Annotated in this window: 21 protein-coding genes; 11 read left to right on the forward strand and 10 right to left on the reverse strand. The window is 73.3% G+C overall.

Features of this window, described 5'->3' with window-relative positions; all coding sequences use genetic code 11:
• Positions 1-40 precede the first annotated feature (40 nt).
• On the forward strand, positions 41-421 hold the full coding sequence (locus tag NCI01_RS10150) for a thioesterase family protein (RefSeq protein ID WP_254181365.1): 381 nt from the start codon (positions 41-43) through the stop codon (positions 419-421).
• Positions 422-1,000: 579 nt separating this feature from the next.
• Here the strand turns inward: NCI01_RS10150 and NCI01_RS22945 are convergent.
• From NCI01_RS22945 to NCI01_RS10175, 6 genes are all read right to left on the reverse strand, one after another.
• Positions 1,001-1,075, reverse strand: a complete 75-nt coding sequence (locus NCI01_RS22945) for a 50S ribosomal protein bL37 (protein WP_369759046.1) — start codon at positions 1,073-1,075, stop codon at positions 1,001-1,003.
• A gap of 76 nt (positions 1,076-1,151) precedes the next feature.
• Positions 1,152-1,436, reverse strand: coding sequence for a mycothiol system anti-sigma-R factor (rsrA, locus tag NCI01_RS10155; RefSeq protein ID WP_254181366.1), 285 nt, complete (start codon positions 1,434-1,436; stop codon positions 1,152-1,154).
• On the reverse strand, positions 1,433-2,092 hold the full coding sequence (locus tag NCI01_RS10160) for a sigma-70 family RNA polymerase sigma factor (protein WP_372495141.1): 660 nt from the start codon (positions 2,090-2,092) through the stop codon (positions 1,433-1,435). Before NCI01_RS10160 ends, rsrA begins: the two co-directional genes overlap by 4 nt.
• Before the next feature lie 62 nt (positions 2,093-2,154).
• Complete coding sequence (locus NCI01_RS10165; protein WP_254181367.1) at positions 2,155-2,817, reverse strand: alpha/beta hydrolase family protein; 663 nt, start codon at positions 2,815-2,817, stop codon at positions 2,155-2,157.
• Complete coding sequence (locus tag NCI01_RS10170; RefSeq protein ID WP_254181368.1) at positions 2,814-3,557, reverse strand: SOS response-associated peptidase; 744 nt, start codon at positions 3,555-3,557, stop codon at positions 2,814-2,816. Before NCI01_RS10170 ends, NCI01_RS10165 begins: the two co-directional genes overlap by 4 nt.
• Positions 3,558-3,592: 35 nt before the next feature.
• The gene (locus NCI01_RS10175) at positions 3,593-4,345 is read right to left on the reverse strand and encodes a hypothetical protein (RefSeq protein WP_254181369.1); all 753 of its coding nucleotides are present in this window, start codon (positions 4,343-4,345) and stop codon (positions 3,593-3,595) included.
• Between the two features lie 248 nt (positions 4,346-4,593).
• Between NCI01_RS10175 and NCI01_RS10180 the strand changes: the two genes are divergently transcribed.
• The 4 genes from NCI01_RS10180 to rsgA all read left to right on the forward strand — a co-directional run bounded on the left by NCI01_RS10180 (position 4,594) and on the right by rsgA (position 9,315).
• On the forward strand, positions 4,594-6,387 hold the full coding sequence (locus tag NCI01_RS10180) for a sigma-70 family RNA polymerase sigma factor (protein ID WP_254181370.1): 1,794 nt from the start codon (positions 4,594-4,596) through the stop codon (positions 6,385-6,387).
• 76 nt (positions 6,388-6,463) lie between these two features.
• On the forward strand, positions 6,464-6,994 hold the full coding sequence (locus tag NCI01_RS10185) for a DoxX family membrane protein (protein ID WP_254181371.1): 531 nt from the start codon (positions 6,464-6,466) through the stop codon (positions 6,992-6,994).
• An 18-nt stretch (positions 6,995-7,012) separates the two neighbouring features.
• Positions 7,013-8,302 (forward strand): 3-phosphoshikimate 1-carboxyvinyltransferase, encoded by a 1,290-nt coding sequence (aroA, locus tag NCI01_RS10190; RefSeq protein WP_254181372.1) that lies wholly within the window; start codon positions 7,013-7,015, stop codon positions 8,300-8,302.
• On the forward strand, positions 8,299-9,315 hold the full coding sequence (rsgA, locus tag NCI01_RS10195) for a ribosome small subunit-dependent GTPase A (protein ID WP_254181373.1): 1,017 nt from the start codon (positions 8,299-8,301) through the stop codon (positions 9,313-9,315). Before aroA ends, rsgA begins: the two co-directional genes overlap by 4 nt.
• Positions 9,316-9,318: 3 nt before the next feature.
• Here the strand turns inward: rsgA and NCI01_RS10200 are convergent, their stop codons facing one another.
• Complete coding sequence (locus NCI01_RS10200; RefSeq protein ID WP_254181374.1) at positions 9,319-9,780, reverse strand: DUF2231 domain-containing protein; 462 nt, start codon at positions 9,778-9,780, stop codon at positions 9,319-9,321.
• 41 nt (positions 9,781-9,821) lie between these two features.
• Between NCI01_RS10200 and NCI01_RS10205 the strand changes: the two genes are divergently transcribed.
• The 3 genes from NCI01_RS10205 to NCI01_RS10215 all read left to right on the forward strand — a co-directional run bounded on the left by NCI01_RS10205 (position 9,822) and on the right by NCI01_RS10215 (position 11,658).
• Positions 9,822-10,712 carry an inositol monophosphatase family protein gene (locus NCI01_RS10205; protein ID WP_254181375.1) on the forward strand — a complete coding sequence of 297 codons (891 nt, stop codon included), beginning with the start codon at positions 9,822-9,824 and terminating at the stop codon, positions 10,710-10,712.
• Positions 10,713-10,830: 118 nt separating this feature from the next.
• Positions 10,831-11,262 carry a CBS domain-containing protein gene (locus NCI01_RS10210; RefSeq protein ID WP_254181376.1) on the forward strand — a complete coding sequence of 144 codons (432 nt, stop codon included), beginning with the start codon at positions 10,831-10,833 and terminating at the stop codon, positions 11,260-11,262.
• Positions 11,263-11,316: 54 nt separating this feature from the next.
• Positions 11,317-11,658, forward strand: a complete 342-nt coding sequence (locus NCI01_RS10215) for an FKBP-type peptidyl-prolyl cis-trans isomerase (protein WP_254181668.1) — start codon at positions 11,317-11,319, stop codon at positions 11,656-11,658.
• 19 nt (positions 11,659-11,677) lie between these two features.
• Here NCI01_RS10215 and NCI01_RS10220 read toward each other — a convergent pair whose 3' ends face one another.
• Both NCI01_RS10220 and NCI01_RS10225 read right to left on the reverse strand, forming a co-directional pair.
• Positions 11,678-12,361 (reverse strand): response regulator transcription factor, encoded by a 684-nt coding sequence (locus NCI01_RS10220; RefSeq protein WP_308213210.1) that lies wholly within the window; start codon positions 12,359-12,361, stop codon positions 11,678-11,680.
• Positions 12,358-13,521, reverse strand: coding sequence for a sensor histidine kinase (locus tag NCI01_RS10225; protein ID WP_254181378.1), 1,164 nt, complete (start codon positions 13,519-13,521; stop codon positions 12,358-12,360). The genes NCI01_RS10220 and NCI01_RS10225 overlap by 4 nt, the downstream gene beginning before the upstream one ends.
• A 140-nt stretch (positions 13,522-13,661) precedes the next feature.
• On the opposite strand from NCI01_RS10225, the gene NCI01_RS10230 reads away from it, so the two are divergent.
• Both NCI01_RS10230 and NCI01_RS10235 read left to right on the forward strand, forming a co-directional pair.
• The gene (locus tag NCI01_RS10230; RefSeq protein ID WP_254181379.1) at positions 13,662-14,558 is read left to right on the forward strand and encodes an ABC transporter ATP-binding protein; all 897 of its coding nucleotides are present in this window, start codon (positions 13,662-13,664) and stop codon (positions 14,556-14,558) included.
• Positions 14,555-15,361, forward strand: coding sequence for a hypothetical protein (locus tag NCI01_RS10235; protein WP_254181380.1), 807 nt, complete (start codon positions 14,555-14,557; stop codon positions 15,359-15,361). Before NCI01_RS10230 ends, NCI01_RS10235 begins: the two co-directional genes overlap by 4 nt.
• Before the next feature lie 34 nt (positions 15,362-15,395).
• On the opposite strand, the gene NCI01_RS10240 is transcribed toward NCI01_RS10235, so the two are convergent.
• On the reverse strand, positions 15,396-15,671 hold the full coding sequence (locus tag NCI01_RS10240) for an RNA-binding S4 domain-containing protein (protein WP_254181381.1): 276 nt from the start codon (positions 15,669-15,671) through the stop codon (positions 15,396-15,398).
• A gap of 49 nt (positions 15,672-15,720) precedes the next feature.
• Between NCI01_RS10240 and NCI01_RS10245 the strand changes: the two genes are divergently transcribed.
• Positions 15,721-16,914 (forward strand): phospholipase D-like domain-containing protein, encoded by a 1,194-nt coding sequence (locus NCI01_RS10245; RefSeq protein ID WP_254181382.1) that lies wholly within the window; start codon positions 15,721-15,723, stop codon positions 16,912-16,914.
• Positions 16,915-16,955 lie beyond the last annotated feature (41 nt).

Consider the following 16,955-nt stretch of genomic DNA (forward strand, 5'->3'; position numbering starts at 1 on the left):
GGTTGCCCCACCGACCGCCCGAATCCCGGAAGGCCTGCCCATGCCGCAGCTCGAGCCCGCCACGCTGACGTACGTCGTCACCGACGACGACACCGCCGCAGCCGTCGGCAGCGGGTCCCTCCCGGTGCTCGGCACGCCGCGCCTGCTCGCCTGGCTGGAGGCGGCCACCTGCGCCTGCCTCGCTCCCGTGCTGGCGGACGGGGCGACCAGCGTCGGCACACGGGTGCAGGTCGAGCACCTCGCCGCGAGCCCGGTCGGCGCCGAGGTAGAGGTCAGCGCGTCCAGCGCCTACGAGGACGGGCGTCTGCACCGCTTCACGGTCAGCGCGCGCGACACCTCCAGCGGGAAGGTGCTCGCCGCCGGCGAGATCACGCGGGTGGTGGTCGACGCCGAGCGGTTCATGTCGCGGCTGACGGGCTGATCACCCCGGCGAGTGCACGGCGAGGGCGGCGCGACGGCACCAGCGCTCGGAGCTCGCGCGGGGCCCGGTGGCAGGTCGAGCGTGACGACCGAGCCCGCGCCCACGACCGTGTCCGACCCACCGGGCGGCCCAACCTCGAGGTCAGGAAGAACTGCGGCCGTACGACGAGCGCGGGCCGCGCCAGGCGTCGTACCGCCGCAGTTCTCCGAGCCGGGTCCTCGGCGGATCGCTCGGCACGTGCTCGACCAGCCGCGCAACCGTGGACGGGCGAGGAACTGCGGCCGTACGACGACCGCGGGCCGCGCCAGGCGTCGTACCGCCGCAGTTCTCCGAGCCGGGTCCTCGGCGGTCGCCGGGCACGTGCTCGACCAGCCGCGCAACCGTGGACGGGCGAGGAACTGCGGCCGTACGACGGCCGCGGGCCGCGCCAGGTGTCGTACCGCCGCAGTTCTCCGAGCCGGGTCCTCGGCGGTCGGTGGGCAACCCGCCCCGCCCGACCGCGGCGGCCGAGGACGGTCCGGACATGCAAAAGTCCCCGCCGCAGCGGGGACTTCTACGAGTTGACGGCGCGGGTGCGCGTCAGGCGTTGGGGCGCTTGCCGTGGTTCGCGCCCTTCTTCTTGCGAGCGCGGCGCTTGCGTCCGGTCTTGCCCATGGTGGTCCTCCTGGAGTCGGTGCTCGGAGCAGTGTCTCAAATCCGCCGGGAGGCGGCTAATCGGGTGGGACCGACCTCAGGCGTTGCCCTCGGTGATCTGGACCTTCACCTCGCGCAGCTGGAGGCGTACGCGCTCGCGGAGCGAGTCCGGAGCCGACTCCGAGCAGGAGCGGGCCACGAGCTGCTTGACGGCCTTCTGCAGGTCGTGGCGCTCGAGGCAGGGACCGCACTCGCGCAGGTGCATCTCGACGACGGCGCAGTCGGCCTGGTCGAGCTCGTTGTCGATGAAGTAGACGATCCGCTCGATGTAGTCGACGCAGTCGTCCTTGCCCTCTGCCATGTCGTGCTCGTGGCTGCTCACGACTCGCTCCCCTCTGCCGGACCGGGCACGGTCGACGCCGGGAGGAGGTCGTTGGCCCGCACGTAGTCGGCCAGCATGTCGCGCAGCTGGCGTCGCCCGCGGTGCAGCCGCGACATCACGGTGCCGATCGGCGTGTCCATGATCTCGGCGATCTCCTTGTAGGGAAATCCCTCGACGTCGGCGAGGTAGACCGCCAGGCGGAACTCCTCGGGCAGGCGCTGCAAGGCGTCCTTGACCTCCGAGTCGGGCAGGTGCTCGAGCGCCTCCATCTCCGCTGACCGCAGACCGGTCGAGGAGTGCGACTCCGCCCGGGCGAGCTGCCAGTCCTCCACGTCCTCCGACATCGACTGCTGCGGCTGCCGCTGCTTCTTGCGGTAGGAGTTGATGTAGGTGTTGGTGAGGATCCGGTAGAGCCAGGCCTTGAGGTTGGTGCCGGGCTTGAACTGGTGGAAGGCGCTGTAGGCCTTGGCGAACGTCTCCTGCACGAGGTCCTCGGCGTCGGCGGGGTTGCGGGTCATCCGCATCGCCGCGCCGTAGAGCTGGTCGAGGTAGGGCAGTGCGTCGCGCTCGAAGCGCACGGAGCGCTCGTCGGCGGTCTCGTCCTCGACGGCGACCTCTGCAGGGGGGGACATCTCGTCCCGGAGCGATTCAGTCATCGCCTCCCACAGTACCGCCGTGGTCCGATCCAGGGTCATTGCAGTCACACCGGCGCAACACCTCACCCGCGCCGGGGATTCCCGACGACCTCACGCACCAGCCACTCCAGGGTCGACTCGACGACGATCCCCATCGCCTCGTCCTGGCTCACCTCGCCCCGCGCGGGCACCTTGAGGGAGTGGTCGCCCCCGGGGATCACCACCAGGTCGAGGCCGTCGAGGTCGCCGGGGAACTCCTCCGGACGGCCCATCGGGTCGCGCTCCCCCTGCACCACGAGCGTCGGCAGGCCCACGGCCTGCAGCTCTCCCAACCGGGTCGGCTCGGTCCTCCCCGGTGCGTGGAGCGGGAACGACAGGGCCAGGCAGCCGGTGGCGCCCAACGACCGCGCCGTGCGGGCCGCGGACCGGGCACCGGCCGAGCGACCGCCCACGACGAGGGGCGTGCGGACCCGCATCACGTCGGCGGCACACCGCAGGGCTGTGTCGAGGGTCGGCGGGGCCGTCGCGATCTTGCGGCCCGCGACACGCCAGGGCTGCTCGAACAGCACGACGGTGACGCCCTGGGCGGGCAGCGCGTCGGCCAGCGCCAGCAGATCGGGGGCGTCCACGCCGCCGCCCGCGCCGTGGCTGAGCAGCAGCGTCGCCATGGGGCTGGTGGCGCGTCGCGTGTGCAGCCGGCCCTCGCCGTGGGGGGTCTCCACCGAGCGGACCGATGCCTTCTTCACTCGACCTCCTCCAGCGGCAGCGGTTCGATGAGCTCGGGTCCGTTGTTGCGCACGTTGCTCACCAGCCTCGGCACGGGGTAGGCCTCGAGGCGGCCGGGGGCGGCGGGCACCAGCAGGGAGGTGTCACCGGGCGTGGTGGGGTCGAGCCACTGGTGCCAGCGCTCCCGCTCCACCATGAGCGGCATCCGGTCGTGGATGTGGCCGAGCGAGTCCTCGGCCTCGGTGGTCAGCACGGTGCAGGTCCAGCGAAAGCGGTCGGGGTCGTCCTCCGCCCTCGTCGGGTCGCGCCAGATCTCGTAGAGCCCTGCCATGGCGAGCACGCCGCCGTCCTTGGGACGGATGAAGAACGGCTGCTTGACCGGCTTGCCCTTGGCGTCGGTGCGCGACGTGGGATACCACTCGAAGTAGCCGTCGGCCGGGAGCAGGGCCCGCCGGGTGGCGAAGGCCTTGCGGTAGGCCGGCTTCTCCGCGACGGTCTCCATCCGGGCGTTGATCATCCGGTTGCCGATCGAGGGGTCCTTGGCCCACGACGGCACGAGACCCCAGGTGAGGACCCGCAGCTGGCGCTGGGCAGGCTGGTCGGACTCGCGCGAGGGCGGGCGCTCGACGACGGCGTAGACCTCCTTGGTCGGTGCGACGTTGTAGTCGGCCGCCAGGGGCGCGGCGATGCGGGTCTCGACGACCTCGAACTCCTCGACGAGGTCGTCCGAGCTCCGGGACGAGGCGTAGCGGCCGCACATACGACCACCCTAGGGGAGCCGGCCGACAGCCCGGGTCAGCCGCGGGCCAGCTCGTCGAGCAGCATGCCGGCGACCGCGTCCGTGCCCGGGAGCCCCTCGATCCACACGCGCACCGGGGTGTCCGGCTCGGCTCCGCCGAGGAGGGTGCGCAGGACGCGGACCCGCCGCCCGAGGTGCTCGTCGCGGCGGGTCAGGACGCCGACCCGGTGCATCCCGAGCCGCGCCACCGTCTCGTCACGCGCGAACGCCGTCCGGGCGAGCTCGCCCGCACGTGCCAACCGCATCGCCCGCGTGAAGTGGTCGCCGGACTCGTCGGACGGATCGTCGCCCGACGGCATCTCGAACACGACGAGCGCGAAGCCGCCGACGCCGTCGTCGGTCCCGGCACCCCCGAGCCGGTACAGCTCCGCGAGCCTGCTGCGCAGGTGCGCCTGGCTCGACAGCCCGGTCAGCGGGTCCTCGCACGACAGCTGGTTGAGGTAGCCCAGCGTGGTCTCGCTCCACGCGGTGAGCAGCGCCGTGACGACGTCGTACGACGGGTCGGCGCCGGTGAGGCACTGCCAGGTGTCGCGCAGCCCGGCGAGCGTCTCCTCCACCGACGCCCCGTCGCGGGCCAGCTCCTGGCCCACGACGGCGCAGACGTCGATGACGTCCGATCCTGAGGTGAGCGCCTCGCCGACAGCCTCGAACCGGTGCGGCAACCCCGACCGCTCGACGGTGGGCTGCGGCCCGCTCACCCCAGGATCGGCAGCCGCAAGACGACGCCCCCGCACGGCGAAGATCTTCACGGCCACCCCCTCCGGGTCCCCCAGTCATTTCCCCAAGGCATGCTCTCGACATGCTCTGCAGGTGTGACGGGCCTCATCGCCGTCCATGACGCGGTCCGGACCGACAATCGGGTTTCTTCACTTTCCCGGACCGTCGACGCCCCGGCCGGGCTACAGTCGGAGGAACCGGTGTCCGCCGGAGTGCTGTTCTGCGGAAGCGTCCCAACCCATGAGCGTGCAGTCATGAGCGTCCAGATGAGCGTCGAGCCATGAGCGTGGCGACGAGCGTCGAGACGGCCAGCGACGCCGAGCTGATCTCGGCCGTCCGCGGCGGGGACGTCGACGCCTACGGCACGCTGTTCGAGCGCCACGTCGACGCCGCCCGCCGGCTCGCGCGCCAGCTCGTCCCGGCAGGCGACGCCGAGGACCTGGTGTCCGAGGCGTTCGTGAAGGTGCTCGGCGTGCTGCAGCGTGGCGGCGGACCCGACCTCGCGTTCCGCGCCTACCTGCTGACCGCGGTGCGGCGCCTCCAGGTCGACCGCTTCCGGGCGGGCTCGCGGCTGCACACCACCGACGACATGGAGGCCTTCGACCCGGGGGTGCCCTTCCGCGACACCGCCGTCGAGGGATTCGAGAGCGCCGCCGCAGCGCGTGCCTTCGCCAGCCTCCCCGAGCGCTGGCAGCTCGTGCTGTGGCACACCGAGGTGGAGGGCGACAAGCCCGCCGACATCGCGCCGATGCTGGGGATGAGCGCCAACTCGGTCTCCGCACTGGCCTACCGCGCCCGTGAGGGCCTGCGCCAGGCCTTCCTGACCCAGCACGCGGCGGAGCTCGACGAGGACGCCTGCCGCTGGACCCACGGGCAGCTCGGTGCCTACGTCCGCAACGCCTCGTCGCGCCGCGACGCCGCCAAGGTCGAGCACCACCTCGACGAGTGCCGGTCGTGCATGGCGATCTACCTCGAGCTGACCGAGGTCAACTCCAACCTCGGCGGCCTCCTCGCCCCGCTGCTCCTCGGCGGCGTGGCCACCGCCTACCTCGGCACCACCGCCGTCTCCGCCGCGGCCCCGGTGGGCGTCGGGGCGCTCGTGGGGCGGGTCCGCGACCTCGTCACCGGCAACGCCGGCGTGGCTGCCGTCGCCGGCGTGGCCGTGAGCACCGTCGTCGTGGCCGGGGGGATCGCCATCGGGCTCCGCGGCTCCGACGAGCCGGCGTCCGCGCCGACGCGTGCCCTGACGTCGGAGAGCACGACGGACTCCGAGATCGCGGTGACGGGTGCCGACGACGGCTCCGCCGCCCCCGGTGGCCGCTCACCCGGCAGCCTGCGCGTGCGATCCACCGCTCCGGCACTCACCCCGCCGCCGGGCGACGCCGACGTGACCCCGGGCTCGGCGCCCGGCTCCGAGCCGACCCAGGGGTCCGACCCCACCCAGGGCACGGACCCGACGCAGGCCACCGACGACACCACGCAGGCCCCGAGCCAGGCGCCGACGTCCGACCCGGGCAGCAACCCGACGGACGGCCCGGCCTCGAATCCCACGTCGAACCCGACGTCCGACCCGACCAACAACCCCACGTCCAACCCCACGTCCAACCCGACCAGCAACCCCACCTCGAACCCGACGTCCAACCCGACCAGCAACCCCACCTCCAACCCCACCTCCAACCCGACGTCGAACCCGCCGCCCACCCAGGACCCGACGCAGGACCCGACGCAGGACCCGACGCAGGACCCCAGCCCCGAGCCGCCCGCTGCGGACGCCTCGGTGACCGGGAGCGTCGGCGGGAGCCGGCCGACGTACGCCGTCGTGGTGCGGGTCGCGGGTCTCGCGGGCGGCGCGAGCGCGCAGCTCCGCATCGAGGGCGTCGACGCGCAGGTCGTGCGCACCGTCGACGCGCGGTGCACGGTGGTGAAGACGGTCGCCACCTGCCAGGTCGCCGGGGACACCGCCGTCGCCGTCGAGGTCGTGGTCCCGCAGGGCGGGAGCGTCGTCGCCACCCTCGCCCCCTCCGGGAGCGACTCCGACGCCGGCAACAACACCTGGCGCGCCACCCTCGGCTGATCCGGCGCCCCGGCGACCGCGCCCCGCACCCCTGCGGACGGAGCGTCCTCCCCGTGGATCGTGTAGACAATGAGCCATGACGATCACCCGGTTGCTCGCCCGTCCCATGCTGGCCACGATCTTCGTCGCCGGCGGCATCAACGCCCTCCGCAACACCGAGGGCCATGCCGCGAAGGCGAAGAAGGTGACCGACAAGGTCGTCCCGGCCGCACAGAAGGCGGCGCCGCAGCTGCCGATCCCGACCGACCCGGCCACCCTCGTCCGGGTCAACGCCGGTGCCCAGATCCTCGCCGCAGCCGCGCTGGCCACCGGTCGCGCTCCGCGGCTCAGCGCGACCGTGCTGGCGGCCTCCCTCGTGCCGACCACGGTCGCCGGGCACGCCTTCTGGAACGAGACCGACCCCCAGGCCAAGAACGCCCAGCGCCTGCAGTTCTACAAGAACACCTCCATCATGGGCGGCCTGCTCCTCGCCGCCGTCGACACCGAGGGCAGGCCCGGGCTCGCCTGGCGGGCCCGCCGCGCCGCCGCCGACGTGCGCCGCGAGGCCAAGCACGTGGCCAAGGAAGCGCGTCGCGAGGCCCAACTGGCCAAGGCCCAGCTGACCTGACCTCGATAGGGTGCGCGGGTGACTGAGCTCTGGCCGGCCCCGCGCCCCACCGACACCGTCGACCGGGTCGTCTCGCTGCCGGGCAGCAAGTCCCTCACCAACCGCGCGCTGCTCCTCGCCGCGATCGCCGACGGCCCGAGCGTGCTGCGCCGTCCGCTGCGCTCGCGCGACACGCTGCTGATGGCTGCGGCCCTCTCGTCCTTGGGCACGGGGGTCGAGGACACCGGCGGTCCGGGCGCCGGCGACTGGCGCGTCACCCCGGCCGCGTGGAACCGCGACGCCGACGTCGACTGCGGCCTCGCCGGCACCGTGATGCGCTTCGTCCCGCCCGTCGTCGGGCTGGCCGAGGGCACCGTCCGCTTCGACGGCGACCCCCACATGCGGTTGCGGCCGGTCGGCCAGATGCTGACCGCGCTCGGCGCGCTCGGCGTACGGGTCGACGACGGCGGCCGGGGCGCCCTGCCGTTCGCGGTGCACGGGACCGGCTCCGTGCCGGGCGGGACGGTCACGATCGACGCCAGCGCGTCCTCACAGTTCGTCTCGGCCCTGCTGCTCGCGGGTGCCCGCTACGACCGGGGCGTGGACGTACGCCACGTCGGCAAGCCGGTGCCCTCCCTCCCCCACATCGAGATGACCGTGCAGATGCTCCGCCGCCACGAGGTCGAGGTGGACGACGGCGACGCGAACCGCTGGGCGGTCGCTCCCGGCCCGGTCCGGGCCGTCGACCACGACATCGAGCCCGACCTCTCCAACGCGGCGCCCTTCCTGGCCCTCGCGGCGGCCACCGGTGGGCGCGTCACCGTCACCGACTGGCCCGCCGCCACCACGCAGCCCGGCGACGAGCTCCGCGAGATCCTCACCCTCATGGGGTGCGAGGTGACCCTGGCCGACGGCGACCTCACCGTGGTCGGGCCCCCACGGCTGTCCGGGGTCGACCTCGACCTCCACGACGTGGGCGAGCTGACGCCCGCCGTCGCCGCGCTCTGCGCCCTCGCCGACTCGCCGTCGCACCTGCGCGGCGTCGCCCACATCCGCGGCCACGAGACCGACCGCATCACGGCGCTGGCCACCGAGCTCGGCCGGCTGGGCGCCGACGTCACCGAGCGCGAGGACGGGCTCAGCATCCGGCCGTCGACCCTGCACGGCGGCACGTTCCACACCTACGCCGACCACCGCATGGCCCACGCCGGGGTGATCCTCGGGCTAGCCGTGGACGACGTGCTGGTCGAGGACGTGGCGACGACGTCAAAGACGTTCCCCGACTTCGCCGGCGCCTGGAGCCGCGCGGTCCACGGCGGCCAGCCGTGACCGGCCGCTACTCCGAGCACGACCACGAGCACTACGAGCGGCCGCGCCGCCGCACCCGCCCGCGCACCAAGGACCGGCCGACCTACGACGACGCCGTGGACGGCCGCGTCGTCACCGTCGACCGCGGACGCTTCACGCTGCTCGTGGACGGTCACCGGGTGATGGCGATGAAGTCACGACCGCTCGGCCGCAAGGGCGTCGTCGTGGGAGACCACGTGCGCGTCGTGGGCGACACCAGCGGTGCCGACGGCGCGCTGGCGCGCATCGTCGAGGTCGTCGAGCGGACGACGACCCTGCGCCGCACGGCCGACGACGACGACCCGGTCGAGCGGGTGATCGTGTCCAACGCCGACCAGCTGGTCGTGGTCACCGCCCTCGCCGACCCGGAGCCGCGCCCGCGCCTGATCGACCGCGCGCTGGTGGCGGCCTACGACGCCGGGATGGCGCCGCTGCTGTGCCTCACCAAGGCCGACCTGGCCGACCCCGAGACCCTGCTGTCGACCTACCGCTCGCTCGGCGTGCCGTGGGTGGTCACCCAGCTCAAGGGCGAGGGCGCCGGCGACCTCACCGAGCTGCGCGCACGGCTGCGCGGTCGCACCTCCGTGCTCGTCGGGCACAGCGGCGTCGGCAAGTCCACCCTGGTCAACGCGCTGGTCCCCGACGCCGGACGTGAGGTCGGCATCGTCAACGCGGTGACCGGCCGCGGCCGGCACACCTCGACCAGCGCCTACCTGCTCGAGCTGCCCGGCGAGGACGGGCGGGGCGACGGCTGGATCATCGACACCCCGGGGATCCGGTCCTTCGGGCTCGCGCACGTGCAGCCCGAGGACCTCATCGAGGCGTTCCCCGACCTCGACGAGATGACCGAGACGTGTCCCCGCGGGTGTACGCACGGCAGCGGCGAGCCCGAGTGCGGCCTCGACGAGGCGGTCGAGGCGGGTCAGGCCGACCCCGACCGGGTGGAGTCCTTCCGGCGGCTGCTCGCCGCCCGCGAGGCCTCGAGTGACTGGTAGCGCTCATCCCCAGACGGCCTGCGCCCCGGAGTCCCCGGCGAGGTAGACCGTGACGAGCAGGGCCACCGCGCCGACCGCCAGCAGCAGCGCGACCGGGATGCCGAAGCGCGTCTTCCGCGCGCCGCGCCCCGATGCCAGGGCCGAGACGCCGCCGAGCGCCCACGCCGCGAGACCGGAGACGAGCGCGTAGCCCAGGGCCACGTTGCGCATCAGCTCGCCGGCCTCCTGATGGTCCTCCACGATCGGCTCGAGCTCGGGTCGTGCCTCGAGCAGCGACTCGCCGGCCTGGGCCGCCAGGACCGAGGCTGCGGCCGCCACCACGGCGAGCACGACGAGCGGCCACCGCAGCAGCCAGCGCCACCTCGGCACGGCCGCGTAGGCCAGGCCGGTCAGCGCCGCGAGCGGTCCCAGGACGACGACTGCGTGCACGACGAGAGGGTGCAGCGGCACACCGTTGAGCTCCATGCGTGCAGGTTAGGGCGCGATGCTGGGAATAGCCTGTGAACATGCCCATCACCGGCTCCACCGACTACACCGACGACCTGCGGCTGGCCCACGTGCTGGCCGACGACGCGGACTCGCTGACCCAGGCCCGCTTCAAGGCGCTCGACCTGCACGTCATGAGCAAGCCCGACCTGACTCCCGTCACCGACGCCGACAAGGCCGTCGAGGAGGGCATCCGCCGCACGCTGTCCCGCGTCCGCTCGCGTGACGCGGTCGTCGGCGAGGAGCAGGGCACGACCGGGCACAGCCAGCGCCGCTGGATCGTCGACCCGATCGACGGCACCAAGAACTACGTGCGCGGGGTCCCGGTCTGGGCGACCCTCATCGCGCTCGCCGTCGACGACCAGGTGGTCCTCGGCGTGGTCTCCGCTCCGCAGCTCCAGCGCCGGTGGTGGGCCTCGGTCGGCAACGGCGCCTGGACGGGCCGCTCCCTGCTCAAGGCCACCAGGTGCGAGGTGTCCGACGTACGACGCCTCGAGGACGCGTCGCTGAGCTACTCCTCCCTGTCCGGGTGGGACGAGCGCGACCGCCTCGACGACTTCGTGTCGCTGTCACGCCGTTGCTGGCGCACCCGCGCCTACGGTGACTTCTGGTCCTACATGCTGCTCGCCGAGGGCGCCGTGGACCTCGCCGCCGAGCCCGAGCTCGAGCTCTACGACATGGCCGCCCTCGACGTCATCGTGCGCGAGGCCGGCGGCCGGTTCACCTCCCTCGACGGGACCGACGGGCCGTGGGGCGGCAACGCGCTGGCGTCCAACGGTCACCTGCACGACGCCGCGCTGTCCTTCCTGGGCGCGACGCACGACGACGGGACCGATCCCGACGTGCCGCGACGCGGTCCCGGCTCCGTCAGCAGCCTGCGCGCCCGGCAGGCCCCGCCGGTGCTCGACTGAGTGCTCGACCGGTGCTCCACTGGGTGCGACGGCCGCGCGGGTCGTTCGCCCCTGTCCCTCGCAGTCCGGCTTGGCTACGGTGACGTCTCACCAGTTCTGCGGGACGAGAGGCGGGCACATGAAGATCAAGGACGTCATCCAGCACAAGGACAGCCAGGCGGTCGTGACCATCGGACCGGAGGCCACCGTGCGCGAGCTGGTCGCCCTCCTCGCCGAGCACAACGTGGGCGCCCTCGTGGTGAGCGAGGACGGCGAGCGGGTCGCCGGGATCGTCAGCGAGCGAGACGTCGTACGCCGCCTGCACGAGGACACCGCCGTGCTCGAGAGGCCGGTCAGCTCGATCATGACCGCCGACGTGCGGACCTGCGCGGGCGACGACGGCCTCACCGACCTCATGCAGACCATGACCGAGCACCGCATCCGACACGTCCCGGTGGTGGCCGACGGACGGCTGACCGGCATCATCAGCATCGGTGACGTGGTGAAGAACCGCATCGGCGAGCTCGAGTTCGAGCGCGACCAGCTCGACAGCTACGTCCACCAGACCTGACACCCACCAGAAACGGAGCAACCCGTGAGCGAGAAGCCCGACGTCGACCCCCACATGGGCGACGTGCCCACCGACCTCGAGGTCACCGACCTCGTCGAGGGGGAGGGTGCCGAGGCCACGTCCGGCTCCACCGTCTCGGTCCACTACGTCGGCGTCGCCCACTCCTCGGGCGAGGAGTTCGACGCGTCCTACAACCGCGGTACGCCGCTGCAGTTCCGCCTCGGCATCGGCCAGGTCATCTCCGGCTGGGACACCGGCGTCCAGGGCATGAAGGTCGGCGGACGTCGCCGGCTCGTCATCCCGCCGCACCTCGGCTACGGCGACCGTGGCGCCGGTGGCGTCATCAAGCCGGGCGAGACGCTGATCTTCGTGGTGGACCTGCTCGAGGTCCGCTGACCGCACGCGGACGGATCACCTAGGCCTGGGCGTCGTGGACCAGGATCGCGACCTGCACCCGGTTCTCGACGCCCAGCTTGGTGAACAGCCGCCCGACGTGGGTCTTGACCGTCGGGACGCCCATGTAGAGTTCGGCCGCGATCTCGGCGTTGCTCAGCCCCCGGGCGACCGCGTCGGCCACGTCACGCTCCCGGTCGGTGAGGGCGTCGAGGGCCACGCGCGCCGACCGCGTCCGGTCCTGCCCGTCGGCGGAGCCGCCGCTGCGGGTGACGGCGGCGATCAGCTGGGCGGTCACGCTGGGCGACAGCATCGGCTGGCCGGCGGCCACCGTGCGGATCGCCTCGACGAGGCGGGCCGGCGGCGTGTCCTTGAGCAGGAAGCCCGCCGCGCCGAGGCGCAGGGCACGCAGCACCATGTCGTCGGTGTCGAAGGTCGTCAGCACGATGACCTTGAGCCCGGGGTCGGCCGCCAGCAGCTCCTCCGTGGCGCTGAGCCCGTCGCGCACCGGCATCCGGATGTCCATCAGCACCACGTCGGCGCCCGACGCCGGGACCACCCGCAGCGCCTCCTCGCCGTCGCCGGCCTCGGCCACCACGGACAGCCCGGAGTCGCCGCCCAGCATCATCTTCAGCGCCGCTCGCACCATCGGGTCGTCGTCGACGACCGCGAGACGCACCTCCGCCCCGCTGCTCGCTCCCGTCACGAGTCCCACGGTATCCACGCCCGGACGGCGTAGCCCCCGGTGGTGTCCGTGCCGTGGCTGATGCGCCCGCCGGCCAGCGCGGCGCGCTCGGCCAGGCCGAGCAGGCCGAGCCCGGAGGCCGGGAGCGACGGCACGGTGGCCCGGGCCACCGGAGCCGCGTTGCGCACCCCGATCACGATGCCGTCGGCGGGTGACCCGGCCACGTCCACGGTCACGGACGTGCCGGGCGCGTGCTTGCGGGCGTTGGTCAGCGCCTCCTGCACGATGCGGTACGCCGTCCGCCCGGTGCCGGCCGGCACGTCGTCCTCGACGCGGTTGGACAGGCGTACGCGCATCCCGCCGGCGCGCTCCTCCGCGACCAGCGCGGCGACGTCGTCGATGCCCGGCTGGGGTCGCTCGGGGACGGCGCCGACCGGCTGCGTCGGGTCACGGAGCACGCCGAGGACGGCCCGGAGGTCGGAGAGCGCCCGGTGCGCGTTGTCCTCGATCGAGCGGGCAGCGCTCCCCCGCTCCTCCTCGCTCAGGTCGGCGCGGTAGCCGAGCGCTCCGGCGTGCATCGCCACCAGCGAGATGCGGTGGGCCAGGACGTCGTGCATCTCGCGGGCGATGCGGGTGCGCTCCGCCGCCTGTGCCTGGGCCACGCGGGCCCGCTGCTCGCGCTCGGCGGTCAGCGCCCGCTCGCGGTAGGAGTCGACGAGCTGGCGCTGCGACCCCATGGCATAGCCCGTGGCGGCGAGGATGCCCACCGTGAGGCAGCCGAAGGCGAACGACGCCCACAGCGGCAGCGTGTCCTGGGTGAGGCCGATGCGCTCCTGGACGATCCCGGCGAGCACGCTCAGCGGGGCCACCACGGCCAGCAGCCGCCAGCGGCGGTGCGACGAGATCGAGCCGATGATCCACGACCCCGGGCCCGCGCTCGAGGCGGACACGACCGAGAAGGCCACCAGGAGCCCGGCGACCAGCGCGGGTCGGCGGTGGCGCCAGCGGATCAGCACGAAGGAGAGCAGGCCGAGCACCGGGTCGCCGACGAGGAACCACATCACGGCGGGATCCGACGCCCGCTCGGTCGCGGTGACCAGCGGGATGCCCCAGACGGTGAGGCTGATCAGGGCCGCCAGGCCGTAGCGCCAGGTCGCTGCGAGCCGACCGGTTCCCACCATGGCACCGACCCTAGATGTCGGGGCACGGCGGACGCGTCCGACCCAGGTCTCGTCCTCCGGGCCGACGCCGATACCGAGGTCGGACGCGGGCGACCCCTGCGCTCGATGTCTGTGGGCAGCGGCCGCAGCAGGCTGGAGCCATGATCACAGTCGAGAACCTCACCAAGCGCTACGGCGGGTTCACCGCCGTCGACGACATCTCCTTCGAGGTCCGCCCCGGCAGTGTCGTCGGCTTCCTCGGGCCCAATGGCGCGGGCAAGTCCACCGCCATGCGGATGATGACCGGCCTCACCCCGCCCACCTCGGGCCGCGCCACGATCCTCGGCCAGCCCTACCGCGACCTGCACAACCCCGGCCGCCAGGTCGGCGTCATGCTCGACGCCTCCGCGCAGCACCCCGGCCGCACCGGCCGCGAGGTGCTCCGGGTCGCCGCCGTGTCGATCGGTGTCTCCAAGGCCCGCGTCGAGGAGGCGCTCGCGCTCGTCGGCCTGACCGACGAGGAGGCCGGACGCCGGGTCCGCAACTACTCCCTCGGCATGCGCCAGCGCCTCGGCATCGCCGCCGCGCTCCTCGGTGAGCCGCAGGTCCTGGTCCTCGACGAGCCGGCCAACGGCCTCGACCCGCAGGGCATCCACTGGATGCGCGGCCTGCTGCGGCGCTTCGCCGACGGCGGCGGGACCGTGCTCCTGTCGAGCCACCTGCTGCACGAGGTGCAGATCGTGGCCGACGACCTCGTGATGATCGGCCGCGGCCGGATCGTCGCCATGGGCTCGAAGGAGGAGCTGCTGAGCCGCGGCGGCACGTCGGTCTCCTCGACCGACGACGCCCGCCTGGCCGGCCTCCTCCAGGCCGCGGACGTGCCCGTCAGCCGGACCGGCTCCGGGCTCGTCGTCGAGGCCGAGCCGCGCGTGGTCGGCGAGATCGCCGCCCGCGAGTCCATCGTGCTCCTCGAGCTCCGCTCCGGCGGCTCGGAGGGCCTGGAGGAGATGTTCCTCGGCCTCACGGCCGCCACCTCTCGTGAAGGAGACGCAGCATGAGCACCGACACCTCGCTGAGCACGCCCGCCGTGGGCGGCGGCTCCGCAGCCCCGGCCGGCGCCCCCACCGCCCTCCCGGGTCGCCCCGGAGTGCCCTTCGCCCGCACCCTGCAGGCCGAGGTGCGCAAGATGGTGGACACCCGTGCCGGCCGCTGGATGGTCATCGTGATGGCCGCGCTGACCGTCCTCATCCTGGCCGCGTTCGTCCTCTGGGGTCCCGAGACGGACGCGACCCTCGCCAACCTGCTGCAGATCGCCACGCTGCCGCTGGCCCTGCTGCTGCCCGTCATCGGCATCATGGCCGCCACCGCGGAGTGGACCCAGCGCACCGGCCTGGTCACGTTCACCCTCGAGCCGCGCCGCGGTCGCGTCGTGCTCGCCAAGGCGTTGGGTGCCCTCGCCCTCGGCCTGGTCGTGACGGCCGTCGCCTTCGCGGCCGCCGCGCTCGCCACCGTCGCGAGCAGCGGCACGTGGGACCTCGAGGCCGCGGCCGCAGGCGGGCTCGTGCTGGCGCTGCTGATCTACGTGCTGCAGGGCGTCGCCTTCGGGCTGCTGTTCCTCAACACGCCCGTCGCCATCGTCACGGTCCTCGTCCTGCCCACGGCGTGGACGATCGCCACGCAGGTCTTCAGCTCCCTGGCCGACGTCGGGCGCTGGCTCGACCTGGACTCGGTCACCCGTCCGCTGTTCGACGGGGAGATGGCCGGCCAGGACTGGGCCCAGCTCGGCACCGGCGTCGGCTTCTGGGTGCTGCTGCCGCTGGCGATCGGCACCTGGCGGGTGCTCACGCGTGAGGTGAAGTAACCGGGGGGTCTTCACCTCTCCCCGTCGCCACCCCTCACCAGGGGACGTCGATCTCGGCCTCCCCGGTGGCGACACGGGCCGCCAGCCCGCCCAGCGTGACCACGTCACCAGGGGCGAGCTGGCGGCCTCGCCGCGTCTCGACCTCCCCGTTGACCTGCACCGCCCCGTCGGCGAGCACCGGCTTGGCGTCCGCGCCGCTCTCGACGAGGTTGGCGAGCTTGAGGAACTGGCCCAGCCGGATCGACTCGTCGCGGATGGGTACGTCGACGGGCTCGGGCTGGGGCGACGGCTGCGACGGTTGGGGCGACATGGGACCAGTGAACCAGCCGGGGCGCGAGTCGTGCCAAGGTGTGCGGGTGATGCGTCGAGCAGCCCTGCTGGCCGTGACCGTGCTCTCCCTGGTCGCGCCGCTGCTCGCGGCCGCGGCGCCGGCCACCGCCCGTCCGGCCGCGCCGGCCGCCAAGACCGGCTGCCAGGCCCAGGCCGGGTTCGAGGCGTGCTTCACCTCCCCGCTCGCGGTCCCGCGCGACCCGACGGTGCTCGACCGGGCCAGCCGCCTCTTCGACACCGCCGGCCCCGGCGACACGATCCGGGTCGCGATGTTCCGCTGGGACATCAAGGCGCCGACCGACGCGCTCCTCGCCGCCCAGCGCCGGGGCGCGACGGTGCTCCTCGTCGGGGACGACGACCTGCGCCTCAACCGGCACGGCCGCCGCCTCATCTCCGGTCTCGAGGAGCAGGACCCGGCGCGACGCAACGTGACGATCTGCGACGGCGCCTGCCTGCCGTGGCGCGCGCCCGGGCCCTTCCCCGACAGCCAGGACGTGCAGCACCTGAAGTTCTACGTCACCGAGATCGGCGGCGTGCAGTCGTTCATGACGTCCTCGGCCAACCTCGAGGACCGCCAGTACCGCCAGTACAACTCGTTCATCAAGATCGACGACCCCGGCCTCTACGCCTTCGGCGTGTCCTACTTCTCGCGGCTCGAGGCCCAGGGGCTGGCCGTCGACGGGGAGCGGTGGGACGACCGGCGCAAGGTCTGGAAGTCCGGGCCGCTGACCGCGGCCGTCTACCCCAACCGCAGCGACCTGCTGCTCTCCACGCTCAAGGACATCTCGTGCACCCGCGGCGCCCGGGACGTGTCGGCGATGTTCGCCGTCATCCAGCGCGCCGACGTACGCGCCCAGCTGGCCCGGCTCTCCGACCGCGGCTGCCGGGTGCGCATCGTCACCTCGCGCGACACCGTGGAGAACTGGGTGCAGAGGTCGCTGCCCAGCGGCGACATCCCGGACCGCCAGGTGCGCACGGTCCTCACCCACGACAAGATGCTCGTGGTGGACGCGAAGTTCCGGGGCAGGGCGACGCACCTCGTCGTCACCGGCACCTCCAACACCACCTGCGGCGGGCTGCTCTACAACGACGAGGTCATGCTCCGGGTGGTGGGCAACCGGTGGCTGCACGACCAGTACCGCGCGCACTTCGACGATGCCTACGCGCGCGCCCACCAGAGCCGGTCGCGCATCATGCCCGTGATGAAGCCCTGCCGGGCCTGAGCCTGATGGCCGGCTCCGATCGGCCGGGCCTTCGTCGTGCA

Origin of the sequence: Nocardioides pinisoli, assembly GCF_024199985.1 — a bacterium.
In the GTDB taxonomy this organism is placed as follows: domain Bacteria; phylum Actinomycetota; class Actinomycetes; order Propionibacteriales; family Nocardioidaceae; genus Nocardioides; species Nocardioides pinisoli.